19 protein-coding genes are annotated in these 26904 nt (G+C 44.2%); 13 read left to right on the forward strand and 6 right to left on the reverse strand.

The features are described from left to right. Positions 1-162: 162 nt before the first annotated feature. Positions 163-858, forward strand: coding sequence for a hypothetical protein (locus tag D1164_RS22020; RefSeq protein ID WP_119352075.1), 696 nt, complete (start codon positions 163-165; stop codon positions 856-858). Between the two features lie 199 nt (positions 859-1057). Here D1164_RS22020 and D1164_RS22025 read toward each other — a convergent pair whose 3' ends face one another. Continuing rightward, on the reverse strand, positions 1058-2392 hold the full coding sequence (locus D1164_RS22025; RefSeq protein ID WP_119352076.1) for a sodium:solute symporter family protein: 1335 nt from the start codon (positions 2390-2392) through the stop codon (positions 1058-1060). Positions 2393-2792: 400 nt separating this feature from the next. On the opposite strand from D1164_RS22025, the gene D1164_RS22030 reads away from it, so the two are divergent. The 11 genes from D1164_RS22030 to D1164_RS22085 all read left to right on the forward strand — a co-directional run bounded on the left by D1164_RS22030 (position 2793) and on the right by D1164_RS22085 (position 18136). Beyond that, the gene (locus D1164_RS22030) at positions 2793-4346 is read left to right on the forward strand and encodes a sulfatase family protein (protein WP_119352077.1); all 1554 of its coding nucleotides are present in this window, start codon (positions 2793-2795) and stop codon (positions 4344-4346) included. A gap of 189 nt (positions 4347-4535) precedes the next feature. Beyond that, entirely contained in the window at positions 4536-5864 is a 1329-nt protein-coding gene (locus D1164_RS22035) for a 3-keto-disaccharide hydrolase (RefSeq protein ID WP_119352078.1), read from the forward strand. 1 nt (position 5865) lies between these two features. Continuing rightward, positions 5866-6705: a sugar phosphate isomerase/epimerase family protein gene (locus D1164_RS22040; protein ID WP_119352079.1), complete on the forward strand. Its 840-nt coding sequence runs from the start codon at positions 5866-5868 to the stop codon at positions 6703-6705. Positions 6706-6803: 98 nt separating this feature from the next. Beyond that, positions 6804-8147, forward strand: coding sequence for a Gfo/Idh/MocA family protein (locus D1164_RS22045; RefSeq protein WP_119352101.1), 1344 nt, complete (start codon positions 6804-6806; stop codon positions 8145-8147). Positions 8148-8233: 86 nt separating this feature from the next. After that, positions 8234-9601 (forward strand): Gfo/Idh/MocA family protein, encoded by a 1368-nt coding sequence (locus D1164_RS22050; RefSeq protein ID WP_119352080.1) that lies wholly within the window; start codon positions 8234-8236, stop codon positions 9599-9601. Positions 9602-9801: 200 nt separating this feature from the next. After that, on the forward strand, positions 9802-11796 hold the full coding sequence (gene porE / locus D1164_RS22055; protein ID WP_172594590.1) for a PorE family type IX secretion system protein: 1995 nt from the start codon (positions 9802-9804) through the stop codon (positions 11794-11796). Positions 11797-12442: 646 nt separating this feature from the next. Continuing rightward, positions 12443-13189 (forward strand): electron transfer flavoprotein subunit beta/FixA family protein, encoded by a 747-nt coding sequence (locus D1164_RS22065; RefSeq protein ID WP_119352083.1) that lies wholly within the window; start codon positions 12443-12445, stop codon positions 13187-13189. 33 nt (positions 13190-13222) lie between these two features. Continuing rightward, positions 13223-14188 carry an electron transfer flavoprotein subunit alpha/FixB family protein gene (locus tag D1164_RS22070; RefSeq protein WP_119352084.1) on the forward strand — a complete coding sequence of 322 codons (966 nt, stop codon included), beginning with the start codon at positions 13223-13225 and terminating at the stop codon, positions 14186-14188. 9 nt (positions 14189-14197) lie between these two features. Further along, positions 14198-15529 (forward strand): (Fe-S)-binding protein, encoded by a 1332-nt coding sequence (locus D1164_RS22075; protein WP_119352085.1) that lies wholly within the window; start codon positions 14198-14200, stop codon positions 15527-15529. Between the two features lie 12 nt (positions 15530-15541). Continuing rightward, complete coding sequence (locus tag D1164_RS22080; protein ID WP_241558315.1) at positions 15542-16342, forward strand: (Fe-S)-binding protein; 801 nt, start codon at positions 15542-15544, stop codon at positions 16340-16342. A gap of 18 nt (positions 16343-16360) precedes the next feature. After that, complete coding sequence (locus D1164_RS22085; RefSeq protein WP_119352086.1) at positions 16361-18136, forward strand: acyl-CoA dehydrogenase family protein; 1776 nt, start codon at positions 16361-16363, stop codon at positions 18134-18136. A 233-nt stretch (positions 18137-18369) separates the two neighbouring features. Here the strand turns inward: D1164_RS22085 and lysS are convergent, their stop codons facing one another. Next, the gene (gene lysS, locus D1164_RS22090; RefSeq protein ID WP_172594591.1) at positions 18370-20079 is read right to left on the reverse strand and encodes a lysine--tRNA ligase; all 1710 of its coding nucleotides are present in this window, start codon (positions 20077-20079) and stop codon (positions 18370-18372) included. Positions 20080-20284: 205 nt separating this feature from the next. On the opposite strand from lysS, the gene recJ reads away from it, so the two are divergent. Then, the gene (gene recJ / locus D1164_RS22095; protein WP_119352087.1) at positions 20285-22009 is read left to right on the forward strand and encodes a single-stranded-DNA-specific exonuclease RecJ; all 1725 of its coding nucleotides are present in this window, start codon (positions 20285-20287) and stop codon (positions 22007-22009) included. Positions 22010-22088: 79 nt separating this feature from the next. Here recJ and D1164_RS22100 read toward each other — a convergent pair whose 3' ends face one another. Genes D1164_RS22100 through D1164_RS22115 form a run of 4 tightly spaced genes read right to left on the reverse strand, consistent with a single transcriptional unit; the run spans position 22089 to position 26787 of the window. Continuing rightward, positions 22089-22736, reverse strand: a complete 648-nt coding sequence (locus D1164_RS22100; RefSeq protein ID WP_119352088.1) for an HAD family hydrolase — start codon at positions 22734-22736, stop codon at positions 22089-22091. Beyond that, on the reverse strand, positions 22736-23875 hold the full coding sequence (locus D1164_RS22105; protein ID WP_119352089.1) for a 1-acyl-sn-glycerol-3-phosphate acyltransferase: 1140 nt from the start codon (positions 23873-23875) through the stop codon (positions 22736-22738). The genes D1164_RS22100 and D1164_RS22105 overlap by 1 nt, the downstream gene beginning before the upstream one ends. Positions 23876-23914: 39 nt before the next feature. Then, complete coding sequence (locus tag D1164_RS22110) at positions 23915-25957, reverse strand: ComEA family DNA-binding protein (RefSeq protein ID WP_119352090.1); 2043 nt, start codon at positions 25955-25957, stop codon at positions 23915-23917. Beyond that, entirely contained in the window at positions 25954-26787 is an 834-nt protein-coding gene (locus tag D1164_RS22115; protein WP_147372267.1) for a PorV/PorQ family protein, read from the reverse strand. The genes D1164_RS22110 and D1164_RS22115 overlap by 4 nt, the downstream gene beginning before the upstream one ends. Positions 26788-26904: the final 117 nt, after the last annotated feature.

Below are 26904 nucleotides of genomic sequence, written 5' to 3' on the forward strand. Positions count from 1 at the left end.
AAAATCAAGAAGTACGTGAAATTTCAAGAAGATCAAGAACGTCTCGAAGAGCAGCAGCGGCTCAACTTTGGCCCCTTATAGGGGCCTTTTTATAAGTCCACCTTCTTTGAGGGTGGATTCTTTAATTTTGATGCGTCTTTAGATGATGATAAAAATTTGTGAATGATAGTACAACGAATTACTTTAATAATATTGCTTTTTTTGAGTGGTTTGAGTTTTTCTCAGGGACAGCCCCTTTTTGAAAGTATTGGATATCCGGATGGATTATATAAAACAAAAGAAGATTTTATCAATAAGAAACCATCGGAGATTCGTCCATTGGTTATAAAAGAAATAGCATTAATTAATGATACCGATTCAGTAATACACAGATGTTACTTTTTAGACAAAGAGACAAACAAGCGGATTAAAAAAATATTTGCTGTTTCATATAACGGCGACTTGTATTTCAGCAATTGGGCCATTCTGAAATATAAAAATAAGGCCGATAAATCATTATCCCCGGCCTCTTCCATGAATGCATTTGTACTAGTTACAATATGGGGTGAAAAATATTTTTATGCAGAAGCCGGACTGGTCAACCACTGGCAAGCCGGACTGAGTAGCGGAGTAGCTGCAGGTGTTGGTGGCATTGTTGGAAGGGAATTAGGAGAGGCAATTGATAATTCGTACCCTGTAACAACACAATTTGGTACAGGTGTCGTATGGGATATCGAAGCAAAGGAGTTTAATATTTTTCGTAACTGTCAGGACTTTAATCATTTTATTGAGAACTATCCTGTGGAGCAGATTGATTGCGGGAATGAAAAATTTGAATTGACGAGAATTCGGGAAATTGTACAAATCATAAAAGACTAATTGTTTTTCTATGAGATGTATGAATGTGGAGCGGATTGCACTTTCCTGTTTGCATGTGATAAAATAAGGTAAATTATTGTGATCGGCTATATAACTGAAGGCTATCTAAATTACCGGATATACCCGGTACTCGAAATTATTCGAAAGGTTTAGTTATGTACCGGAAACACATCTTCAAAGATTCAGTGAAGAAAAGGGATTATTCCTTTTCCCTTTTACTCAGCGACACAAACAAGAATAATGCATTCACCGCAAAAGCCAGAATTATGACCAGGTTTCCTAAAGTAGAAGCGCCCCAGAGGTTGATGAGTTTACCTGCCAGCGCCACAAAACCACCTGCAAGGATGGCTGAGGTCACCTGCTTATTTACCACTTTCAATTTCAGTAGCCCGGCGAGCATCGGCACTACAAATGCACCCGAAAAAAAGGTGAGTGCCAGCAGCAGCGACTGTAAAATAGAAGTGACGAACAGCGCAATGACAATGCTCAGGCTACCCAGTATTACAATGAAAATTCGGGTAAGTTGCAGGGCGTTCCTTTCTTCCATGTCCTTGTGAAACAGTTCGCTGAGAATAAGTGAGGAAGTAAGCAGAGTTGTATCCGCAGAGGACATCACTGCTGAAAGTAACGCGGCAATAAAGAGTCCGTAGAACCAGTCGGGCAGCAGGTGTTGGGCAAAAGAAATAATTTCTTCTCCACTGGTTTGCCCGGAAAAAATACCGAGGTAGGTCAACACAAAGGAAATAGGGAGCAGTAAAAATGCGACAATCAGAATGCTTCTGGTGGCCGTTTTTTCATCTTTCGCACAAAAAACGCGGGAGTAAATGTCGGGGCCTACAACAAAAGTAACAGAGTAGGTGAGTAGGAGAATAAGCAAGTCGATTCCGGAAAAAGAGTCGTTGAAAAGCGCTTCTGCATTTAGTTTCGGCATGCTGGCAGCCTCAGGAGTGCGGGAAGCAAAAACAGTTAATGCTGCCAGTCCTGCTACAATAAGGATTGACTGTAGCGTATCGGTTTTCAGGATGCTGACCTGCCCGCCGGCCAGGGTGTAAAGCAAGAATACAACCCCAGCAAAAATAGCGGCGTTGGAGTAACTGATGATTTCGAGCCCGGAAAGTATTTTGGCAGCGGCAATAATTTGTGCTCCTACAATACCCAGCCAGGCTATGGGAATAATAATTGACGCGATAAACCTTGCCCTCTCTCCGAAAAAATGACCGAGCAACCCGGGCAACGTGAATTTTCCATACCGGCTCACATATTTGGCCAGCGGTGCCAGAACAAACAACCCTAAAGCGGCACAAAAAAGGAACCACAGTGCCGCCCAGCCTGTACTTTGGCTCAATTCGATGGTGCCCAATATGGCCGATCCGCCCAGGATGGTAGCCAGCAAACTGCCCGAAACAGGGATGAGTCGTGCCTTTTTCCCGGCAACATAATAGTCAGCGGGCGTTTTTATTTTAAACCAGGAGAGAATACCCAGCAATACAACAAGCAGGAAATAGACGGCTACAAAAATGACCGGGATACTCATGTCGAATGTTTTCTGTCAGAATATTGGGCCAAATATCGGAAAATCTGTTTGATTATTGGCGTATCCGGAAGTATTTCAATGAAGGCAAAGGATAAAAGAAACTTGGGGCACACTCTGAATAATATACTGCCTGAATGTGTATCCGTAAAATGGCATGCCCCAATAGAATACCAATGAATCAGCGAGGAATATTGGATAAAAGTGTTGAATGCCCTTCACAGACTTCCGGAGAATTGGCGAATGGGACCCGGGGTACTGGTTTTGCAGAATAGACACGGAATTGGTGGAGCAATGAATTGGAATTCGGGGAAAAACAAACAGGCAAAAAATGAATGATTATTATTAAAGATCAATGATTGGAGTTATCTTTGGATTATTAAATATTTAAAATCAAACAATTATGAAACTTATAACGGGAAATCGGATTCAGGCGATTCTTCGACTTTCTGTCTTGCTGGTGGTGGCAGGTTTTATGAGTTTAGGCGGGTTTGCTACGGAGAAACCGAATGTGGTGGTTATTTATATGGACGATTTGGGGTATGGTGATGTGGGTGTTTATGGCGCTACTGAACTTCAAACACCCCACATGGATAAACTGGCTGAAAGCGGCATCCGGTTTACCAACGGATATGCTTCGTCTGCAACCTGCACTCCCAGCCGGTATGCGTTGTTAACAGGGCAATACCCCTGGCGCAATGAGAATGCAAAGATTCTTCCCGGAACGGCGCCTTTGTTGATAGGCACCTCCCAGATGACGATTCCCAAAATGATGAAAGAGGCAGGATACACCACGGGAGTGGTTGGGAAATGGCATCTCGGCCTCGGTTCTGGAAATGTAGACTGGAACCGCAAGATTACTCCGGGCCCCAATGAGGTAGGGTTTGATTATTCCTTTGTTATGGCAGCTACCCAGGACAGGGTTCCTACCGTTTACATTGAAAACGGGTATGTAGTTGGCCTGGACGAAAATGATCCCATTCAGGTGGATTACCAGCATAATTTTGAAGGGGAACCTACCGGGAAAGATAATCCCGAACTGTTGAGAGTACAATGGGAACACGGACATTTTAACAGCATTGTCAACGGGATTCCCCGAATTGGCTTCATGAAGGGCGGCGAGAAAGCCAAATGGAAAGATGAGGAGATGGCCGACACGTTTCTCGAAAAGGCCAAAGAGTATATTCGTAAAAATAAAAACAAACCATTTTTTCTGTACTATGCACTTCAGCAGCCGCATGTGCCTCGCACGCCTCACCCACGATTTGCCGGCACATCGGGAATGGGGCCGCGCGGCGATGTGATTGTGGAAGCCGACTGGTGCATCGGGCAATTTATGGAAACGCTGGAAAAAGAAGGAATACTTGAAAATACACTGATCATTTTTTCAAGCGATAACGGGCCTGTTTTGAATGATGGCTATTATGACGGAGCGGAGATGCGGTTAGGCGACCACACTCCATGGGGGCCACTCAGGGGTGGAAAATACAGTCTGTTTGAAGCCGGGACACGGGTGCCGTTTGTTACGTCCTGGAAAGGGAAAATTGACCCGATGGTTTCAGAGGCTTTTGTATGTCAGCTTGACTTGCTGTCTTCTCTTGCAGAACTGGTTGGAAGTGAAACCCGGGGGCCGGATAGTCAGGAACTGCTGGATGTGCTGCTTGGGAAAAGCAAGGAAGGGCGTGAAGAACTCGTCCTGGAAGCTACTTCCCGGACAGCCCTCCGAAAAGGAAATTGGGTGATGATTCCGCCTTATGACGGGCCAGCGGTGAATAAACAGGTTAACATTGAGTTGGGTAACTCCTCCGGTTTTCAGTTGTATAATCTGGAAGAAGATTTAGGTCAGCGAAAGAATTTAGCCGAAGAAAATCCTGAAAAACTGCAGGAGATGCTTCGTGTTTTTGAAAAAGTAAGAGGGGGAGGTTTCAAAAACATTCAGCCACTGGAACTTAAGTAAATAATCTTTTTGTCCTGAATGGCAGGATGATTTTTTTTGCGGATAATATTATCGTTTATTCCTGTCATCAAATTCTTAATTTCTGTTGTGCAACATCATGACACAATTCAAAAAAATGACTATTTTTGTATGTGCCGTGTTCGTACACGGAGACCATTTTAAGATTCAAATAAACTTTAAATTAAAAAAATGAAGAGAATCCTGTATTTTTCCATTGCAATCCTTATTTTAAATAGTTGTGCTTCAGGTCCGGATGATGGCTGGACCGAATTGTTTAACGGTAAAGACTTAACCGGTTGGAAACAACTGAATGGTGAAGCAAAATACGAAGTGGTTGACGGCATGATTGTCGGTACAACTGTAGTGAATACACCCAACTCATTTTTATGCACAGAACAGGACTATTCTGATTTTATTTTCGAGGTTGAATTGCTGGTGGAAGCGAATATGAATTCGGGAATCCAGTTTAGGAGCGAGAGCAAGCCGGAATACAATAATGGTCGCGTTCACGGTTACCAATGCGAAGTAGATCCTTCTGACCGGGCCTGGAGCGCCGGTATTTTTGATGAAGCACGTCGCGGTTGGTTGTATCCTTTGGATTTAAATCCCGATGCCAAGCCTGCCCTCAAAATGGGAGAATGGAACCGTTACCGTATCGAATGCATTGGCAATTCAATTAAAACCTGGCTAAACGGAGTGCCGGTGTCACACTTGATTGACGACATGACACCCAAAGGTTTTATTGCTTTGCAGGTGCACGGGATAGGCAGCAGTAAAGAAAAAGAAGGCCGGCAAATCAAATGGAGAAATATCCGCATCAAAACTGAAAATCTGGAACCTTCTCCAAATGAAGGAGTATATGTGGTAAACCTTGTCCCCAACAATTTGAGCGGGGCGGAAAAAGAGCAGGGTTTCAAATTGCTTTTCGACGGACAAACTGCCGATAATTTTAAAAGTGTGGAAGGCGATACATTTCCTGCAGAAGGATGGCAGGTTAGTGACGGCATGTTAACTGTTCTGGAAGGAGGAAAGGGAAACAGTATTATAACAAAGGAAGAGTTTGGTCCTTTTGAATTGAAGTTTGATTTTATGTTTACGGAAGGTGCCAACAGCGGTATCAAATACGGATTGGGGAATAATGGCCCCTCTGTTGGGTTAGAATATCAGGTTATCGACGATAAGAATTATCCTGTTCTTAAAGGGGAGTTGAATGATAATCAAACGCTGGCTTCTCTGTATGATTTGATCCCTGCAGTAAAGGATGCTCGTTTTGTAAAAGGTGTTGGTGAATGGAACCAGGGACGTATCATTCTTTTTCCCGACAACCGGGTTGAGCATTGGCTCAACGGGCGTAAGGTGGTTGAGTTTACCCGCGGAAGCGAAGAATTTAATAAGCTGGTAGCCGGAAGTAAATTTGCCGAACGTGAAGGGTTTGGAATGGCTGAAAGGGGTCCCATTCATATCCAGGAACATAATGATGAAGTGCATTTCAGAAGTATAAAAATTAGAGAATTATAACATGGCAAGTAGAAGAAGTTTTTTGAAAGCTGCCGGAATTGGAGCGGCAGCAGCTGCCCTCCCGGGGTTGGCAAAGGCTTCTGCAACAAAAGTAGAAGCAGCGAAAGGTACATTTAGGTTTCAGCTTGGTGTGGCATCTTATACATTGCGTAAGTTTTCGCAGGAAGAAGCTTTGGACATGACCCTTCGTTGCGGGGTCAACCGGATCACATTTAAAAGCATGCATTTGCCTCTTGATTCTGATAAAGCAACGATTAAAAAGGCCGTTGCTTTATGCAAAGAAAAAGGGGTAGCGCTTTATGGAGGCGGCGTTATTTACATGAAAACCAAAAAGGAAGTAGATCAGGCTTTCGAATACGCTAAAACCGCTGAGATGGACATGATTGTTGGGGTTCCCAACCATGAATTGCTGGATTATGTGGAAGAGAAAGTAAAGCAGTACGACATTAAGCTGGCTATTCATAACCACGGGCCTGGCGACAAATTGTACCCCAGTGCGGAAAGTGCCTATAATTTGATTAAAAACAGGGATAACCGGATGGGGTTATGCGTTGATATAGGGCATACCAAGCGGATTAACCGTGATCCTGAACAGGATGTGAAAGATTTTTTTGATCGTGTTTTTGACATTCATATAAAGGATGTAAGTGCAGCAACAGCTGAGGGGAAAACGTGTATTATCGGGCGCGGGGTTATTAACTTCCCGTCATTTATTAAAGCTTTGGTAAAGATGAAATACAATGGAACCCTTGCGCTTGAATACGAGGCCGAAGCCGATGATCCGCAACCCGGAATGATGGAGTCGTTTGGCTATGTCAAAGGGATAATGGCAATGGTTTAGTGTAGAGTAGTTTAGTTTCAGTTATTCAGGTTTCTCGGGTATTTAGCTGAAAAATGAACAATCTGAAACGAATAAAAAACAAAAGAGTTAAGAATAAAATGAGTGCAAACAGAAGAGATTTTATTAAAAAAGTTACAGCCGGTGCTGCCGGAATAGCAGTAGGTGGTTCTGCCATGGGAATGTCGGCCAAAAGTTACAGCCGTATTATTGGGTCTAACGAAAGGTTACATGTGGCTATCGTGGGGCTTGGACGCAGACTGGGAGCTTATTACGAACCAATAGCAAAAAAGGAAGCGAATGTTGAATTGGTCTATTTGTGTGACGTGATGGAAAAACAGCGCGAGAAGGCGCTGAAAAACTTTTCCAGTCACATCGACTATCAACCGAAGCTTGAAAATGATATCCGTAAGGTGATTGACGATCCAAAGGTCGACGCTCTGTTCAATGCCACACCGGACCACTGGCACACTCCGGGCTCAGTGATGGCCATGAAAGGAGGAAAGCATGTGTATGTGGAAAAACCAAGCAGTCACAATATGTTCGAGAACGAACTACTGGTGGCAGCGGCGAAAAAGCTGAATAAGGTAGTGCAGATGGGGAACCAGCAACGTTCCTCCGCTCATACCATCAGTATCATAAAGGAAATTCATAATGGAATTATCGGAACTCCTTACAAAGCTTTAGCTTTTTATACGAATGACAGGGGTGAAGTACCGTTACAAAAGAAAGCATCCGCTCCCGCAGGACTTGACTGGGACCTTTTCCAGGGGCCTGCACCACGTCGTGGATACACCGTTGAAACCTGGGATTATAACTGGCACTGGTACGGATGGGACTATGGAACAGCAGAAGCCGGAAATAACGCGACTCATGAGTTAGATGTTGCCCGGTGGGCATTACAGGTGGATCTGCCCATGAGAGTGGACGTGGAAGCGGCCAAACGTCATTTTGTAAACGATGGCTGGGAAATGTACGATACAATGGATGCAACCTTCCGGTTTGCCGGGGATAAAATCATTAAATGGGACGGTAAAAGTCGTAATGGCTACGATACTTACGGAGGTGGCCGTGGAACTATAATTTACGGAAGCGAGGGGGCTGTTTTTGTAGACAGAGGTAAATATATATTGTATGACAGGGATGGGAAAGTAGTGAAAGATAATAAATCAGCTACCAGTGAAGCTGGCACGGCCCTCGGAGGCGGTGGAGATACAACTACTACCCACGTAATCAACTTTTTCGATGCTATTCGTGGAAAAGCTAATTTGAATGCGCCTATTGACGATGCAAATATTAGCATGGCAATGGTACATTATTCCAATATTGCTTACCGTATAGGGAAGGGGTTTGATATAGATGATATGACAGGCCGAATGTTCGACCGCGATGCGATGAAATTGTGGAGTCGCGATTATGAACCGGGCTGGGAACCAACTTTATAAAAGCTGCGAGACGGAATTTTTCTGAAAGGGAAATTCCGTTTTTTTTGCCAATTCTGATTCTTTTTAGTACTTAAATCAATAAAATCATGGAAAAGGACAAGAAAAACTCAAGAAGATCTTTCATTAAGAATGCCGCAACGGGGGCTTTGTTCGCAACTGTTGCACCCAATCTGCTGGAGGGAAAAACAGTGGAGGCCCCTACCATTTTGCCGGCAGGTGCTAAAGGCGCAAATGACCGCATCCGTGTCGCTGTCCTGGGAATGAACGGAAGGGGGAAATCACATGTCAGTGAAATAATGGGGCTTTCAGATAAAGCCAACGTGGAAGTTGCTGTTATGTGTGATCCGGATATGGACATTTTGCGGGAACGCGCTAAAGAATTTAAGGATAAATATGGCAAAGAAGTAGCGATCGAACAGGATTTCAGGAAAACCTACGACGATAAAACCATTGATGCTGTTGCTCTTGCTACACCCAACCATTGGCATGCATTGCAAACTGTTTGGGCATGTCAGGCGGGAAAGGATGTGTATGTGGAAAAACCGGCCACCCATAATATTTATGAAGGTAAAAAGATGATCGAGGCCGCCTACAAGTACAACCGCATTGTTCAGAATGGGGTACAGTTGCGTAGTTCCGTTGCCATTCGCGAAGCAGTAAAACATCTGGAAGAAGGGCTCATTGGCCGTGTTTATATGGCACGAGGACTGGTATTTCGCTGGCGTCCCGATATCGGTGACAAAGGGATTTCTCAAGTACCTTCCGGCCTTGATTATGATTTGTGGACCGGACCGGCTCCCCTTCGTCCGTTTTCACGAAACCTGGTGCATTATAACTGGCATTGGCATTGGGATTACGGAAACGGCGATGTGGGAAACCAGGGGATCCACGAAACGGATTTGTGCATGTGGGGTCTTGGTGTTGACAGCCTTCCTGAACAGATAACTTCCATGGGTGGAAAATTCCTTTGGGACGATTGTAAGGAGGTGCCGGAAATTCTGACTTCGGTTTACCACTATCCTAAGGAGAAAAAAATCATTCAGTTTGAGGTGCGCAACTGGTGTACAAACCAGGAAGACGGTGCCGGGGTAGGCAATATCTTTTATGGCGAAAAAGGTTACATGGTAATCAAAGGGTATGGCACTTACGAAACGTATCTGGGCAGGGATCGGGAACCTGGACCATCGCGTTCGGAAGAAGGGGAACTTACCCTTCATTTCCAAAACTGGTTCGATGCCATTCGCGCCCGGGATATGAGTATTCAGAACGGGCCTGTACAAACAGGTCATTTGTCTTCTTCCCTGGCTCACCTGGGAAATATCTCGTATCGTTTGGGACGTCAGCTCGAGTTTGATCCGGTGGCTGAACGTTTTATCGGAGAAGGTGAAAATGAAGCAAACGCCATGCTTAGCCGGAATTACCGTGCGCCTTATATTTTACCAGAGGTTGTCTGATGGTCTGATTTAGTAATGCCGGGAGGTAACCGACAAAGGGAAAATGTTTGAATTTTAATTCATAAATCTCTGATTTTAAAGAGGCTTCGTATCCGGCGAAGCCTCTTTTTTAATGATATACTTAAAACAGTATTAAGACGTTATTTTTACAGTCAATAAAAAAAATAATTTACTTTTACCTTCCGAAAGGATTTATGGGGATGAATAGATACTTCAGGCTACTTATTTTTTTATTTTTTACAGTTGTTTTATTTTCCTGTGGCGCAGGAAAAATGGGTCGGGATGCGCTTCTTTCCCACGAAATTGGGGAATATTATAAAGCGATTGAAAAATACAGGAAAGCAAGCCGTAAGGAAAAAGACCGCGTGAAACGCCGGGAATATGCTTATGCCATTGCTGAGTGTTACCATTATATTGGCGACTATGAACGGGCTGCATTGTATTACCGCAATGCCATTCGACGTGGGTATGGGGATCCTGCCGCCCTGCTGGACCTGGCCGAAATGCTACGGTCTGCCCAGGATTATGAAGAAGCCATTGAAACCTACAGGATGTATCTTGATACCATACCCGGAGACGAGCGGGCACGGGCCGGACTGGAAGCGATACGAAAAACACAGGAGTGGGTAGCCAATCCTTCCCGGCACATTGTTAATCCTATCAAGGAAATCAACTCACGGGAAAGCGATTATGCCCCTGTTTTTGTGGGGGGGCGCGACAATGAAGTGATTTTTACTTCGTCCCGGAAGGCTTCCACCGGGAAAAAGGAAAGTATGATTACCGGGCAGGATTATACCGATTTGTTCAGGGCGACATTCAGCATTCAACGACAAAAATGGGAACAACCGCAGTTACTGGATGAAAATTTCGTGATAAATACAGGAGAAGAGGAAGGTGCAGCAACACTTTCACCTACGGGGGAACAAATGATTTTTACACGGTGCCGTTACGACAAATCTCAGGCATTGGGAGCAGAACTTTATTCTACTTCCCAATCACGAGGATCGTGGTCTGATCCCATAAAGGTGCAAGTAGTGGGAGACAGCCTCATTGCAGCCCATCCGGCGCTTAGTTACGATGGTTCCGAACTTTATTTTGTTTCTGATATGCCGGGCGGTTTTGGCGGGAAAGATATTTGGAAAGCGGAGAAGGTTGGCGGTGCTTATGCCAATCCTGTTAACCTCGGGGAAGCAATTAATACACCAGGTGATGAAATGTTTCCGTTTTCAAGAGACAACGGGGAGCTTTATTTTTCTTCGAACTACCACATGGGGATGGGAGGACTCGATATTTTCAGGGCGGTGAAAAATGATGACGGTACCTGGACAGTAGAAAACATGGGGTATCCGGTCAATTCTCCATCGGACGATTTTGGCATTGCCTACGTGGAAGGAGAAAACAAGGGGATGTTTACCTCCAACCGGAAAGGATCGCGTGGCGACGATTTGTATGAGTTTGTAGTACCTCCGAAAATATTCAGGGTAGATGGAGAAGTATTCGACAAAGAAACCGGAAATAGAATTGATGGAGCCAATGTACGTATTATTGGCACGGACGGCACCAGTCTTCGCCTACGTACGCAAGACGGAAAGTTCCAAATGAAACTTCAGCCCGAGACTGAGTATATTTTTGCTGCGTTTAAAGACGGCTACCTGCGTGACAAGGCTTCGGCAAATACCATTGGACTGGAAGACAGTAAAGATTTCAGGTTTGAGTTGTTTTTAACTCCCACCGATGCCCCCATTAAACTTGATAATATCAACTATGAATTTGGAAGCTGGGAGTTGCTCCCGCAATCAAAATCTTCTCTTGATACGCTGGTGGCTACCCTTATGCTGAACCCAACCATTACGATTGAAATTATGTCGCACACCGACCATGTGGGAAGCGACCAGTTTAACTTTGAGTTATCACAGAAGCGGGCGCAAAGCGTGGTGGATTATCTGATTGAGAAAGGGATTAGCCCGCAACGGCTGGTGGCAAAAGGCTACGGAGAAACCTGGCCCAAAGCTGTTACACGTGACCAGGCCCGTCAATACGATTTTCTGAAACGGGGCGACGAACTTACGGAAGAATTTATTTTGAAGCTGACTGAAGAGCAACAGGAAACAGCCAGGGCAATTAACCGCAGAACAGAATTCAGGGTATTGTCAACTGATTTTATCGAACGGTTTGATGCGGAGCCGGAGAGGTAGCCTGAATGAATATGAAACTGATTGCACTGAAAACTAAACAAAAAGGCCGCCCGAAGGCAGCCCCTGTTTGAACTTGGTTAGGTTCGATTTGAAAATTTCCGGCGGTGAATTTATAAAAATCCATGTTTTTAACAAAAATTCCTTTCTTTTATTCCGATGATCCGAGAGAATCCAGGTTGATCGAAAATCTGCTAATTATTTGACTGTTGAGCTGTAATCACTCATGGAATGAGCTCAAACGGAAAAATTATTGAGGGATATAATCCCTGAGTACGTTTTTATTGCTTTTATTCTGCCGGTTTATGCGAAATAGAAGACCGGAAAACTTCTATCTTTCCTGATGTTCAGTCCCTTTTTACTTAAACCAATTCTAAATAAATAAGACAGATTTTTCTTCCTGTAAATTTTGGAAGTATTTGGTTGATTGTTTTAAACCGTTGCTGGCATTGATTTTAATGCGGTTTTTCCCTTTCAAAGTTGAGTTTGAGAGAAAATCATTTGAGAATGAACAGAGTACAAGACATTTGAGTCCTTTTTTTTCTACGAACTCAGTTTTTATATTTGTCATCCAATTTTGTTTAAATAAGAAAATTGGCTTTTGTTTTTCAGACTTATGTAAAAAACAATTTCTTTAAATTTTATACAGATGAAGATATTAGTTTGTTTGGGGAATGTACCGGACACCACCACCAAGGTGAAGTTTGGCGACGGTAAAGCCCTTGATAAAACGGGTGTGCAGTGGATCATCAATCCATGGGATGAATTGGCCCTGACACGCGCGATGGAGTTGAAAGAAGATGCAGGTAATCCGGTAAACTCAGTTACAGTGATTACAGTTGGCGGAAAAGATGCTGAACCTACTATGCGCAAGGCACTTGCCATTGGCGCCGACGATGCCATTCGGGTGGATGCCGAGCCGGTAGATGCTTTTTCAGTAGCTGCTCAAATTGCTGAAGCTGTGAAAGATAAAAATTTTGATATTATTCTTTCCGGAATTGAATCGAGTGATTATAATGGATCGATGATGGGAGGAATGCTGGCTGAATTTCTCGAAATTCCTTCTGTTTCAGCTGTCTCAGGATTGGAGCTTAAGGGAAGCGAAGTGGAACTGACCCGCGATATCGATGGCGGGAAAGAACAGGTAACTGTTTCGGCACCCTTTGTGGCTGTTGTTCAGAAAGGGATTGCCAAAGAGCCCCGTATTGCCGCTATGCGCGGAATAATGATGGCACGTAAAAAACCATTGAATGTGGTTCCCGTTACTCCGGTTGAACCTCTTGCCGACTATGTTAGTTTTGAGCTTCCACAACCCAAACCTCCTTGTAAAATGGTGGATGCCGAGAATGTGGTTTCATTAGTGGAGCTACTCCAGAATGAGGCCAAAGTGCTTTAATCAAAATTTATTCAGAACAAAAAATTACAGAATATGTCAGTTTTAGTTTATACTGAAAATTGGGATGGAAAATTTAAGAAAGCGACGTTCGAACTGGTTTCTTATGCCGCCAAAGTAGCCGAAATGATTGGCTCCACTGTTTCCGCCGTTTCCATCGGGAAAGTGGATGAGACTGAGCTTGGTAAGCTGGGAAATTACGGAGCGGATAAGATTTTAAAAGTGGAAAGCGAAAACCTGAAAAGCCTCGACAACCAGGTTTACACCGATATTTTGGCGCAGGCAGCTGTTGCAGAAGGTGCGCAGGTTATCATAATTTCGCATAACAATACAGGAAAGGCGGTAGCTTCCCGGCTTTCGGTCAGGTTAAAAGCTGCAGTGGGAGCAGGTCTGATAAAACTACCTGTATCTACTGAGCCCTTTACCGTTTGTAAAAAAGTATTTTCGGGAAAAGCATTTGCTAACGTGGTATTAAAAACCGACGTAAAGGTGTTAACCCTGACGCAAAATTCTTTTGAGTTGGTTGAAACTGAAAACAAGGCCTCTGTCGAGTCTTTTGCCGCGGAAGTGGGCGAACCCAAAACCGTTGTTAAAGATGTTCAGAAACAAACCGGGAAGATTTTGTTAACCGATGCCGAAATTGTTGTTTCTGGTGGTCGGGGAATGAAATCATCTGATAATTGGGGTGTTATTGAAGAACTGGCTGGTGTTTTGGAAGCAGCCACTGCGTGTTCACGGCCGGTTTCCGACGAAGGATGGCGTCCGCATGAGGAACACACCGGGCAGACCGGAAAGATTATTGCTCCGAACCTTTATATTGCTGCCGGTATTTCAGGAGCCATTCAGCATATGGCAGGAATTAGCTCTTCTAAATGTATTGTTGCCATTAATACTGATTCTGATGCACCGGTTTTTGAATATGCTGATTACGGTATCGTTGGAGATGCGTTGAAAGTTTTGCCGGCGCTTACCAACGCAGTGAAAGAAGCCAAAAACAAATAAGCCGGATTGATGATAAAACAAATTCTTTTTGCCGTCGCCCTTGCTGTCACACTGGTCGTTTTTGCATGGACAATCAGTCGGCTGGCGGCGTTATTCAAATTAACCAAACCTGCTTTCCCTGTAACGGATTTTGGTAAACGGATTGCCCTGACTTTGAAAGTGGCATTTGGTCAGACCAAAATATTGCGCCGTCCGGTGGTGGGTATGATGCACGCACTGGTATGGTGGGGATTTTTGGTTATTTTGGTGGGTAGTATCGAAATGGTTATAGATGGCCTTGCCGGAACGGAACGTGTGCTTGGCTTCCTGGGTATAGTGTACGATGTTATTTTCGGGTCAGGAGATATTTTTGCCCTGATTATTGGTGTTTTAATCATGGCCTTTTTGTTTCGCAGGATCTTCATGCATATCAAACGATTCAACGGCGTGGAAATGAAACATCATTCGCATGTTGATGCCAACATTGCCTTGTCGCTGATTTTTTTCCTCATGGTTACCCTTTTGGGAATGAATACGTTTTACATTCTTGATGCGAAAATGGCAGGGCATGAACTCGTCGGTATTTATCCTGTAAGCCAGGTTTTTGCCGGATGGTTTGGAGGAATTTCTCCTCAGTCAGCTCACCTTTTGCATGAAATAAACTGGTGGGGGCATATCCTGGGAATTTTCTTTTTTGCCAACTATCTTCCCTATTCCAAACATTTCCATGTGTTTATGTCGGTTCCCAATGTGTTTTTGAGTAACCTGGCGCCAATAGGGAAAATGAAGACCATGGAAAGCATTACCAAAGAGGTGAAGCTGATGATGGACCCGGAGGCTGCTTTTGCAGAACCGGCAGAAGGAGAGGAAGAGGCAGTCGAACGCTTTGGTGTGCTTGATATAGAAGATATTACCTGGAAGAACTACCTCGATTCGCTGGCTTGTACCCAGTGCGGGCGTTGTACTTCGGTTTGTCCGGCTAACCTGACCGGGAAGCTTTTATCGCCACGAAAAGTTGTGATGAATGTGCGTGAACGGATGGGCGAAAAAGGTCCGCAGATGGTGAAAAACGGAAAAGAGTGGAGCGACGGGAAAGCGTTGCTGGGCGATTATATCACTGCTGAAGAGTTATGGGCATGCACCACCTGCAATGCCTGTGCACAGGAATGCCCCATCAATATCAATCAGCCGGCCATTATCCTTGATTTACGCCGGTATATTGTGATGGAGCAGTCAGCCGCGCCGGGCGAACTGAACCAGATTTTTTCCAATATAGAAAATAACGGCGCTCCGTGGCAGTTTTCGCAGGAGGATAGGATGCAGTGGGCAGATGAGCTTTACATGAACCAACCGGTAAACTAAATATCAGAAAAAATGGAAATGACAAAAGTAAAAGTGGAAGTACCGGTGATGGCTGATTTATTTGCCAAAGGTGAAAAGCCTGATTATCTGCTTTGGATTGGGAGTGCAGGGGCCTTCGATGACCGCTACAAAAAGGTTACACAGGCTTTTGTGAAAGTGCTGACCCACCTCGGAGTGAATTACGCTGTGCTCGGAACAGAAGAGTCTTCCAGTGGCGATGTAGCCCGCCGGGCAGGAAACGAAATGCTTTTCCAGATGCAGGCGCTGATGAATATTGAGCTGTTGCAGGGGTACGAGGTGAAAAAAGTCATTACCTGCGATCCGCATGTGTACAACACCTTTAAAAATGAATACCCTGATCTGGGAGCTGATTTTGAAGTGATTCATCATTCGCAGTTTCTGAAAGAAAAGATGGAAGGAGGGGTATTACGTCTCAGTTCGGATGTGTTCAAAGAAAAAAGAATTACTTACCACGATCCTTGTTACCTGGGGCGCGCCAATGGCGAATACAACGCTCCACGGAGAATTATTGAAAGTATTCAGGCTGATTTTGTCGAGATGAAGCGTAACAAAAGTTTTGCTTTGTGTTGCGGTGCCGGTGGAGGACAAATGTTTAAGGAGGCTGAAAAAGGGAACAAGGAAGTGTTCATCGAACGTACTGAAGATGCGCTGGAAACGGGAGCCAATATTGTGGCAACTGCCTGTCCGTATTGTATGGTGATGATTACAGACGGATTGAAATACAAAAATAAAAACGAAGAGATAAAAAATTACGATTTGGCAGAACTGGTGGCCATGTCGTTGAATTTGTAAAAACACAAAAAGATAATAATGGAAACCAAAAAGTATGTAAAAGGCGGCGAGTTTATGGTGAAGGATCTTGACGCCAGTGAAATTTTTATCCCCGAAGAATTTGACGAGGAACAAAAAATGATTGCGGAAACCTGCCGCGATTTTCTGGATACCGAAGTAATGCCAAACCTTGATCGTATTGACATTCAGGAGGAAGGTTTTGTACGGGGCCTGCTTGATAAAGCCGGGGAGTTGGGGCTGCTCGGAATTTCGATTCCTGAAGAACTGGAAGGTTTCGGTCAGTCGTTTGTTACTTCTATGCTGGCCAGTGAAGTAATGGGATCGGCATATTCGTTTGCCGTAACCTATTCCTGCCACACCGGAATCGGTTCTATGCCTATTCTTTATTTCGGAAATGATGAGCAAAAGCAGAAGTATCTGCCTAAACTGGCCTCAGGGGAATGGGCAGGAGCCTATTGCCTTACTGAGCCGGGTGCCGGCTCTGATGCCAATTCGGGTAAAACCCGTGCAACCCTTTCCGAAGATGGGAAACACTATATTTTGAACGGACAAAAAATGTGGATTACCAACACCGGTTTTGCCGATGTATTTACTGTTTTTGCCAAAATTGATAACGACCGTGTGTTGAGCGCGTTTATTATTGAACGTGATTTTCCGGGACTGAAATTTAATCCGGAAGAGAAAAAGATGGGGATTAAAGGATCCTCTACCCGACAGATTTTCTTTGAAGACTGTAAAGTACCGGTTGAGAACTTGTTGTGGGGTCGTGGTAAAGGATTCCGCATTGCCCTGGATATTTTACATATGGGGCGTATTAAGCTGGGGGGTAACGTGATTGGCGCTGCAAAAATGGCCATCGACCAGTCGGTGAATTATGCCAATGAGCGGAAACAGTTTGGCCAGTTGATTTCATCTTTTGGTGCCATTAAATACAAACTGGCAGAGCAGGTTATCCGCACATTTACAAACGAATCGGCAGTTTACCGTGCCAGCCGCAATGTGGATGAATATATCGAGATGCACGCAGATACTCTGTCTAAAGAAGAAGCCATTGTAAAAGCTTTTGAAGAATATGCCATTGAAGCAGCGATTCTGAAAGTGTATGGTTCTGAGGCGCTTGATTATGTGGTGGACGAGGGAGTCCAAATTCATGGTGGAATGGGGTATTCGTCTGAAATGCCTATTGAGCGAGGCTACCGCGACTCGCGCATTAACCGTATTTTTGAAGGAACCAATGAGATTAACCGCCTGGTAACCATCGATACATTGAATAAACGTGGGGCCAAAAAAGACTACGACTTGTACCTGCAAGGAGAGTCGATCATCAATGGATTGGAAAGTCTGAATGGTTGCAGTTGCTGTGAGGAAGGTTACTATGAAAACAAAAAGGCAGCAGTGAAAAATTTCAAGAAAGTAGGGTTGATGCTGATGAAGGCGGTTTCCGAAAAATTTGGACGCCAGATGATGAGTGAACAGGAAATCCTTGATAACATTTCAAACATTATAATGAAGGTGTACGTGGCAGAGTCAGCCTTGTTGCGCGTTCAGAAAAAAGAAGGAATGGGACAGGATGTGGCGCTTTACAAAGATATACTCGACGTGTTTATTTACGATACTGCCGCGTATGTACGTAAAGAGGCTAAAGATGCTATCAACTCGTTTACTGAGGGCGAGCAGCAAAAATTGTTTGCGAGTGGAATAAGCCATTTCACCTGCGTGAAGCCAGTGAATGTAAAAGATGCCCGTCGCCGTATTGCAGACAAACTGATTGAAGAAAATAAATATTGTTTCTAATCCGGATAGTGGGTTTTCCACAGATTCGGTATAGCCATTAGCCCCGTCAGGGATTCAAATCCCTGACGGGGCTTTTTTTTTGAACCAGGTGATGCGGTTTCCAACCGCGTCATTCAGAAATAATTAATGGTTTTATATGCGACACTATATCTCAAAGCCAATCCTGGGATAGCGTACCCAACAAAAAAGCCCCGGAATACCCGAGGCTTCATATTCTATCTAAATAATTTGTACTAATTCGTTACTTCCACAAACAGCCCTTCTTCTGTTTTTTCCACTTTGGCCAGCTTGTGTTTGGTGAGTCCCTTTATGGCTTTGTCCCATTTTTTGTTGCTGAGGCCTGTCTGCTCCTTCAGTTGATTCAAATCAACCGGGGAGACAGCTTTTAAAAGTTCCAGCACCATTTTTTCATCTTCAGTGAGCTCCACTTTTTTCTTTTCCGGTTTCATTTGCGGGAAGAACAATACATCCTGAATGGAAGGGCTGTTGGTCATAAACATGGTAAGGCGGTCAATACCGATTCCCATACCCGAAGTGGGCGGCATACCGTATTCCAGTGCTCGCAGAAAATCCTGATCGATAAACATTGCTTCGTCGTCTCCCTTCTCCGAAAGTTTTAGCTGTTCCTCAAACCGTTCGCGTTGGTCAATGGGATCGTTCAGCTCGGAATAAGCGTTGGCAAGTTCCTTTCCGTTAACCATCAGTTCAAACCGTTCGGTGAGTTCCGGGTTTTCGCGGTGGCGCTTTGTCAGGGGAGACATTTCCACCGGGTAATCGGTAATAAAAGTAGGTTGAATGTAGTTGTGCTCACACTTTTCACCGAAAATTTCATCAATCAGTTTCCCTTTTCCCATGCTGGGGTCGGTCTCAATGCCCAGCTTGTCACAGATAGCGCGAAGTTCATTTTCTGTCTTGCCGGAAATATCGTAGCCGGTGTGTTCTTTAATGGCTTCGGTCATTGTAACCCGCGGATACGGAGTTTTATAATCGATAATGTGTTCACCGAGTTGCACTTTGGTTGTTCCGTGTAGTGCCAGCGCCACCCGTTCACAAATCTCTTCGGTAAAACCCATCATCCATTTGTAATCTTTGTACGCTACGTAAATTTCCATTACGGTAAATTCCGGATTGTGCGTGCGGTCCATTCCTTCGTTGCGAAAGTCTTTGGCAAACTCGTAAACCCCATCAAAACCACCTACGATAAGACGTTTCAGGTACAGCTCGTTGGCGATACGCAGGTAAAGTGGAATATTCAGGGCATTGTGGTGCGTGACAAATGGCCGCGCGGCTGCGCCTCCGGGAATAGGCTGTAAAATGGGCGTTTCCACCTCCAGGTAGCCGTATTCGTTGAACATTTGCCGCATGGTATCTATAATTTTGGTGCGTTTTATAAAAACATCTTTTACCAGCGGGTTCACAATCAGATCCACATAACGTTGGCGATAACGCTGTTCCGGATCGGTAAAAGCATCGTAGGTTTTGCCCTCTTTTTCCTTTACTGCCGGTAAGGGGCGCAACGATTTGTTCAGTACTGCGAAGTTTTTTACATGCACTGTAATTTCACCCATCTGGGTTCTGAAAGCAAAACCTTCTACTCCGATAATATCACCCCTGTCAAGGAATTTCTTAAAGACTTCGTTGTACATTTTTTTGTCTTCACCGGGGCAGATTTCGTCCCGGTTAAAATACAACTGGATACGGCCTTCGTGGTCTTGTATCTCGGCAAATGAAGCCTTACCCATTATCCGGCGACTCATGATCCGGCCTGCCAGTCTCACTTCCTGAAAATTATTTTTTTCCTCGTCGAACTTCTCCTTAATTTCCAGAGAAGTGGCATTTATTTTATATTCATCGGCCGGGTAAGGATCAATTCCCAACTCGCGTAGTTTTTTCAATGATTCCCTGCGGATAATTTCCTGTTCGCTCAATTCCAGATGGTTCATACTTCTTAATAATTCTTGTCTGAACTTTTTTATTTTGATTTCAATCTCCTTTTTACTTTCTTTCAGAGATATGTTGGTTCCCGGGTAACGGGATTCCAAAAAATTTCCGCAAAGATAATAAAAGATGCGGGGATTGCTTTTAAATCTTTCTATGCGATCATTTGTTATCTTTGCAAATCGGGGGAGAAAAAACAAAGAATGACGCATGGAAAAAATATGGACTTTAAAAAGGCAGGGCGAATCGAACGAGATAAAGCATCTCTCGGCAGCACTGAACGTAAGCATGACCATTGCGCGACTGTTGGTACAACGTGGAATTACAACTTTTAACGAAGCCAAGGCATTTTTTCGTCCCCGGTTAAGCGACCTTCACGATCCTTTCCTTATGAAAGATATGGAAAAGGCAGTGGCACGGCTCGAAATGGCTGTTGCAAATCAGGAAAAGGTGCTGGTTTATGGCGACTACGATGTGGATGGTACTACCTCTGTGGCTTTGATGTATACTTTTTTGAAACCTCGTTTTGAACACATTGAATATTATATCCCGGATCGTTACAGTGAAGGTTATGGAATTTCACCGCAAAGCATCAACTATGCTGCCGATAATGGCTTTTCGCTGATTATTGCTCTGGACTGCGGAATTAAAGCGGTTGAAAAGATTGCAGATGCCCGGGAGCGAGGGCTCGATTTTGTTATTTGCGATCACCACAACCCTGATGAAGAGGTGCCGCCTGCAGTGGCCGTACTTGATCCCAAGCAACCCGACTGCAACTATCCTTACAAAGAACTTTCGGGATGCGGTGTCGGATTTAAATTGCTACAGGCGTATTGCCAGAAAAACAACATTGAGCTGGAGGAAATTTACGATCTGCTGGATTTGGTGGTAGTAAGCATTGCTTCCGACATTGTTCCCATCACCGGAGAAAACAGGGTGCTGGCTTACTATGGGTTGAAAAAGATTAATTCGAATCCTGGTATAGGGCTCCAAACTATCATTAATGTGGCAGGGATAAACGGGAATGATATCACCATTAGCGACATCGTATTTAAAATAGGCCCTCGCCTGAATGCTTCCGGGCGGATTGAGCACGGTAAAAAATCGGTACAGATACTGGTTTCCAACGACGAAGATAAATCGGACCTGCTGGGAGAAGAAATTGATTCGTTTAATGAAATCAGAAAAACACTCGATCGGGACATTACGCAGGATGCGTTGGATATGATTGAGAAAGACCCCGAAATGAAAGATATGAACAGCACGGTTCTATACAACCGCGACTGGCACAAAGGGGTAGTCGGCATTGTAGCATCCCGGGTAACCGAGCAGTTTTACAGGCCTACCATTATTTTAACTGAATCGAACGGGTTGGCTACGGGTTCTGCGCGATCGGTAAAAGATTTCGATTTATATGAGGCCATAGGGCAGTGCAGCGACTTGCTGGAATCTTATGGCGGGCACATGTATGCCGCCGGCCTTACGCTTAGAATTGAAAATATTCCCGAATTTCGACGCCGTTTCGAAGAAATTGTAACAACTCAGTTGACCGATCTCTCGCAGGTGCAAACCATTGAGGTCGACAGTAAAATTACACTGAGCGAAATCAATCCGCGGTTTTACCGTATCCTGAAACAGTTTGCTCCGTTTGGACCGCATAATATGACACCTGTGTTTATGACCGAAGATGTGTTTGATGCGGGTACCAGCCGGATGGTAGGGAAAAACCAGGAACACCTGAAGCTCGATCTTGTAGAGCCGGATGTCCATTCCGGCATTTTCCCCGGTATTGCATTTAACCAGTCCGATAAGTTCGACCTGATCACTTCGGGGCTTCCGTTTGATGTGTGTTATTCTATTACTGAGAATGAATACCGCGGCAAAACCAGCCTTCAGCTTTTTATTCGCGACATTAAAAAGAGAGATATTTTTTAGAGTTTTGAGCGGCTGGAAGGTTGGCTCGAACGGATGTTTCAGCGTCGTTTGGTGGCCTGTATTTCACTTGCGCTATCCATTACATTTTTAACAAGTCTGAATTTATAAGATGCTGAAGGTTGCTAATGAGTGGGCAGCCGGTTTGCTTTAGCCGGTTTTCCGACTGATGACCGTCGGTAATTAGAATGCAGCGGATTCCCAACGCCTGCGCCACTTCAAAATCGTGATTTGTATCCCCGATTATCCAGGTATTGGACTTATCAATATCGAATTTGCCGATGAGTTGCTGCCCTCTTTCTACTTTTGATACAGCATAATGATCGTTCAGGCCGGCAACACCTTCGAAAAAGTGCAGGATGTTATTGTGTTTCAGTGTATGATTCAACATGGATTGTTTCATAGCAGAAAGCACAAACTGCCGGATTCCTTTCCTTTTGAAAAATGAAAGCACTTCGAGGGTTGCCGGTTGAAGTGCACAATTTTCTACCTGGTTGTCATACAAATCAATAAATTCTTTTGCCGGAATTTCAAAATCCTCTTTGCTGAAATCAAACCCTATCGTTGCGTAGTAATCTTTTATCGGAAAGGAGAAAACTTCTTTGTAGGACTGCTGATCGAGCTGGGGGAGCTTTCTGTTTTTTAATAAAATATTTATCGAGGAAAGGCATAGATCAAGGTCATTGAGCAATGTACCGTTCCAATCCCAGATAATAGTAGTTTCTGACATTACAATTCGGTTACCTTGAGTTTGTTAATTACCGGGTTGGCGTAAATTTTCAGGAAGCGTTCCTGTATATCGGTAATGGGGAAATCGATATGAATCATAGCCTGCTCAATCATCATTTTAAAATCCTTCTTTTCATGCGTTGAGTACTTGTGTTGGAACCGGGGTTCGGGCATCAGCATGTCGTAAGCAATATAATTGTTGGGCCACAGCTTAAAATTGGCATAAATCTGCCGGTCGATCATTTCAGCGAGTTCTTTAATCTGCTTGTTTTTTTGCTCCTTTGTTTTTGCTTCGCCAAGGTTCATCTCTATGGGGGTTCCAAAAGAGCACCGCATGCGCCCTTTGGGATTAAACATGCCCATCGACATACTTTTCAGGTCGTCTTTACTGGTTTTTTTCTGCCCGTAATGTTCCTTTTTAATAAGCTCTTTCATCTTTGCCAAACCACACGGCTCAATTTCGTACGAAAATGAAACCGGCACAATATTCAACTCGTTGAAGCCTTCTGAAATATTTTTGGTGTTGCTCATGTTTATCATTTTCAGAACGCTTTCCTGGGTCTTGTCAAAACCGTCTTTGGTGCGGCCTTCGCGTTGGGAAATCCATACCGAAAGACCGTCTTCAGTAATAGACTTGCGAATAAAATGCGATACTTTTATCGAGGATTTCAACAACTCCCGGGGGGGAAGGTTTCTTTTAATTATAAATGCCCGGTTCAGTTTTACGGCATGTTCAATCCATTCGTAGAGCAAAAGGTTATTCCCGATGGCAACCTGCGTGGTATTCATTCCGCTGTCAAAAATCAGTAGGTTTAGCAAAGCAGGATCGAGAATAATATCGCGGTGGTTGGAAATAAAAAGATATGGTTTTGTTTTGTCTAGTGTGTCAAGCCCTGTGCTTGTTAGCCCATCGGATGTTTTATTGACAATCCAGCGAAGCAAATCATAAACAAAGGTGCCCTGCAACTGTTTGATTTTTCTCATCATACGAAGTTGCAATTTCACCATCTCCACTTTTGGGCGGACCTTAAAAAGATACATTAATACCTTGTCGAAGGCCGGATCCTTGAGCATGAGGCGGATTTTTTCCTTTACCTCTTTGTCTGTGTAAGGGCGTATGTCATCAAAATTATATTCCATGGTGCAAATTTTTGGCGGCACAAAGTAACGAATTCAGATCTATATTTTCAACTTCAACTGAAATTTTACTTCGGTTTTTTGATTTCCCTGTATTTCATTATAACCCGAGCCAATGCTTTCTGCGTTGTGTAGCCAGGTATTTGCCACCTTAAACCATATATCGGCTTTTGGGCTGATTTTGTATTTCAAGTTGAGGTATGTGCGTAGCCCTTTGCTATAATAGGCCGGAATAGAGAATGTGTAAAGCAGGTCGTTTTCGTAGGCATAAATCCGCGTGTTATAGCTTTCGGTACTGAACCAGGCCACCCGCGCCGAAAGGTTTAGAGGAAGAACTGCCGGGGTCATCTGCACATCCTGGAAAATCATCCAGCCGTTTTCCGTTTCCAATCCTTTGTAGAGAACATGTTCCAGCCGGGTTTTCAGCGTAAAAATATCCGATAGATTATATTGTATGTGAAATCGGGATTTCTGAAATCGTTCCGGATGGTTTTCATATTTTTCATCGATTCTAAATTTTTGGTCCTTCTCCTCATTTTTATACCGGAGATAAAATTGTATCCGGTTGGAGGGCCGAAAGTCAGCCTGTGCAAAAATATCCCGACCGTTGGAAGGTCCGGCGGTGGTGTAGTTTATCCATTTTGAACGGTAGAAATCAGAATAAGCAGAAAAGGTTACAAACTTTACAGGAAGAATGCGGGTGCCGAAATACATGCCGGTTTCGTTGGCAGCCAAACTACCTTCAGAAAAAGGAGCGGCCCACAAGGCATGGTAATTTTTGTCGAGATGGCGGAATAATACCGAAAACTGAATGAGATCGTGAAGATGCGCTATGGCTCCCTGCAATGCTGCTTTGCCCCCGGATTTGGAAAAGGCAGCCTCGCCAAAAAGCTGGTACTTTCCTTTGTTGAAAAGGTAATCGGCGCCTGCTACCAGATTTTTCTTGCCCCGAAACCGAAACCGGTTATAAAGTTGATCGTTTCGAATGAAAGGCATATTAAACTGACGGTAAAGAAAAGTTGTGCCAATTTTCAGGTTTGTAAACCGCCACGATGTAACGATGCCTGTATTCATGTCGTTTATACTGTTTTTATCGGCAATTTCATTTTCGGTGCGGTGGTACCCCGAGGTTTGCAGGCTGGTAAAATGGTTGCCCAGCGAATCCGAAAAAGCGCGATTGGCATCGCTGTTTTTTTGTGAGTAAAAAATGCTTATCTGTGCATTGCCCAGATTCAGAGAGGTAGAAATACCCCTGAAGTGTTGGTTTTCATCAGTAGAGGTATAGGGACGGAGCCCCTGGTTGGTTTTGGAAATGTTCAGGGAATAAATCGATTTGCCGGTCGAAAATCCCTGCCAAAGTACCAGTCCCTGTCCGCTGCGTACCACAAAATCACCTATAATAACGTTTTCAATCACCGGACTGATTTTTAAACTTAAATGTCCGGAGTAAAAGTCGAACCCCTGTTTGTTGGAGCCTCTGAAGAAAGCTTCACCGGGATCCTTTTCGGCTGTGATACCTGCCGAAATATTATCGCCCGACTGAAACCGGTAACGTGAATAGTACCTGACGCGGTTACCTTGGTAAGGAACAGAACCGTCGTCCTTTTGTTGGTACCCTTTGGGTTTTTGAACCGTTCCGAGTGAGCGTATTATAAGTTCGTGCCGGCCGTATTTCATCCTTTCCGAAACCGAAAGGGGCTCTCCATTGAGTGGGCCAAACCAAATAAATGGTTCCATCTTTGTCAGTACTTCAGGGGTCAGTCCGTTCACTGTATTCAACTCGAAAATGGAAAGCACCGGGCCAAATTCCGTACGGTAGTCCAGTAGCTTTTGAATTTGAATATCGTCGAGCAAATGAAGCCGTGAGAGTTGGTCGCGGGTAGCCGTGTTGATGTTTAGCGGGGTTTCTGCAAATCCTTCCAGATCCTCAATAATAAGTGCAGCATCAGTCTCTTTTTCCAGTCCTTCTAAAACAGATTCGATGATGGCCTCCAGTTGGCCGGAAACATCGGATATTTGAGACAAGACAACCTGAGGCAAACTTATCATAAAAAATAGTGCGATATATCGGAACACCTGTTTCATGGCAGCAGAATTTGAACGGAAACAGATGGAGTGACACCCAGGTTTCCGTGGTAACTAAAGCCCAGGTCAGCCGAAATGTTGCCGGTTTGGTACCCGACTCCTGCTGTATATTTGAAGGGTTTTCCAGACACACCAAAACGCAGCGCCAGCTTTTCAACCGGATAAAATTCTATTCCGCTCTTATATAGAGCCGGGTATTGTTCTTCTTTTTGCGCCTCAAAAGCTACCATTACAGATTGGTCGAACCAGTAATGACCTCCGGCTCGAAAGGTGACAAGCATTTTCTGTTTGCCTTCAGGCGTTTCAATACCACCAGATACCGGATTAAAAATATGTGCTCCGAGAGATAGTTTTTCAGAGGGGTGAAAAAGAAGGCCTCCCTCAAATGTGGCAAATCCTTTGGCCCGACTATTCTCCGGAAAAGTTTGGGAGAAGTAATCGAGCTGGATGCCGGCACTCCACTTTTCGGAGAACCGCCGGGCATAGGCAAATCCGTATTTGTTCTCTTTGAAAGTTCCACTGCCAAATTGAGAAAAACTAATCCCGAATGCCCCTTCCCGGTGGGGCAGGATAATTGTACCGGCAGTGAGCGAAAGCAGATCGATGCCGAATCGTGATTCGTAAAAAAAGCCCGCAGAAAATCCAGGCAATCCAACCATTCCTGCCTGGTTGTTAAAAACAGCCCAGGGATCTGTAAACGAAACGGATGCATGTGAAAGCCCCAAAGATCGCCCTCCGACAGGATGGTTTCCCACCGCTGCTGAATGGAAAGATATTATCCATAGAATAGACAATAAAAGGACTATTTGGTTTGGTAGCTTTTTGTTCAAGGTGTTGATCTTTAGGAATCAAAAATATGGAATAATATGTAAAAGCAAAAACAATCCATTGGAAAATTTTTATGTTTTACAGGGAGTGTTTTCTGGAGAATCTACTTTGGGTTAACT

The sequence above is a fragment of the Mariniphaga sediminis genome, assembly GCF_003573545.1.
GTDB classification, from domain to species: Bacteria; Bacteroidota; Bacteroidia; order Bacteroidales; family Prolixibacteraceae; genus Mariniphaga; species Mariniphaga sediminis.

Bases quoted from the DNA above. Each gene is read 5' to 3' on its own strand.
- D1164_RS22020 (WP_119352075.1), top strand. From the start codon at position 163: ATGATAGTACAACGAATTACTTTAATAATATTGCTTTTTTTGAGTGGT.
- D1164_RS22025 (WP_119352076.1), bottom strand. From the start codon at position 2,392: ATGAGTATCCCGGTCATTTTTGTAGCCGTCTATTTCCTGCTTGTTGTA.
- D1164_RS22030 (WP_119352077.1), top strand. From the start codon at position 2,793: ATGAAACTTATAACGGGAAATCGGATTCAGGCGATTCTTCGACTTTCT.
- D1164_RS22035 (WP_119352078.1), top strand. From the start codon at position 4,536: ATGAAGAGAATCCTGTATTTTTCCATTGCAATCCTTATTTTAAATAGT.
- D1164_RS22040 (WP_119352079.1), top strand. From the start codon at position 5,866: ATGGCAAGTAGAAGAAGTTTTTTGAAAGCTGCCGGAATTGGAGCGGCA.
- D1164_RS22045 (WP_119352101.1), top strand. From the start codon at position 6,804: ATGAGTGCAAACAGAAGAGATTTTATTAAAAAAGTTACAGCCGGTGCT.
- D1164_RS22050 (WP_119352080.1), top strand. From the start codon at position 8,234: ATGGAAAAGGACAAGAAAAACTCAAGAAGATCTTTCATTAAGAATGCC.
- porE (WP_172594590.1), top strand. From the start codon at position 9,802: ATGAATAGATACTTCAGGCTACTTATTTTTTTATTTTTTACAGTTGTT.
- D1164_RS22065 (WP_119352083.1), top strand. From the start codon at position 12,443: ATGAAGATATTAGTTTGTTTGGGGAATGTACCGGACACCACCACCAAG.
- D1164_RS22070 (WP_119352084.1), top strand. From the start codon at position 13,223: ATGTCAGTTTTAGTTTATACTGAAAATTGGGATGGAAAATTTAAGAAA.
- D1164_RS22075 (WP_119352085.1), top strand. From the start codon at position 14,198: ATGATAAAACAAATTCTTTTTGCCGTCGCCCTTGCTGTCACACTGGTC.
- D1164_RS22080 (WP_241558315.1), top strand. From the start codon at position 15,542: ATGGAAATGACAAAAGTAAAAGTGGAAGTACCGGTGATGGCTGATTTA.
- D1164_RS22085 (WP_119352086.1), top strand. From the start codon at position 16,361: ATGGAAACCAAAAAGTATGTAAAAGGCGGCGAGTTTATGGTGAAGGAT.
- lysS (WP_172594591.1), bottom strand. From the start codon at position 20,079: ATGAACCATCTGGAATTGAGCGAACAGGAAATTATCCGCAGGGAATCA.
- recJ (WP_119352087.1), top strand. From the start codon at position 20,285: ATGGAAAAAATATGGACTTTAAAAAGGCAGGGCGAATCGAACGAGATA.
- D1164_RS22100 (WP_119352088.1), bottom strand. From the start codon at position 22,736: ATGTCAGAAACTACTATTATCTGGGATTGGAACGGTACATTGCTCAAT.
- D1164_RS22105 (WP_119352089.1), bottom strand. From the start codon at position 23,875: ATGGAATATAATTTTGATGACATACGCCCTTACACAGACAAAGAGGTA.
- D1164_RS22110 (WP_119352090.1), bottom strand. From the start codon at position 25,957: ATGAAACAGGTGTTCCGATATATCGCACTATTTTTTATGATAAGTTTG.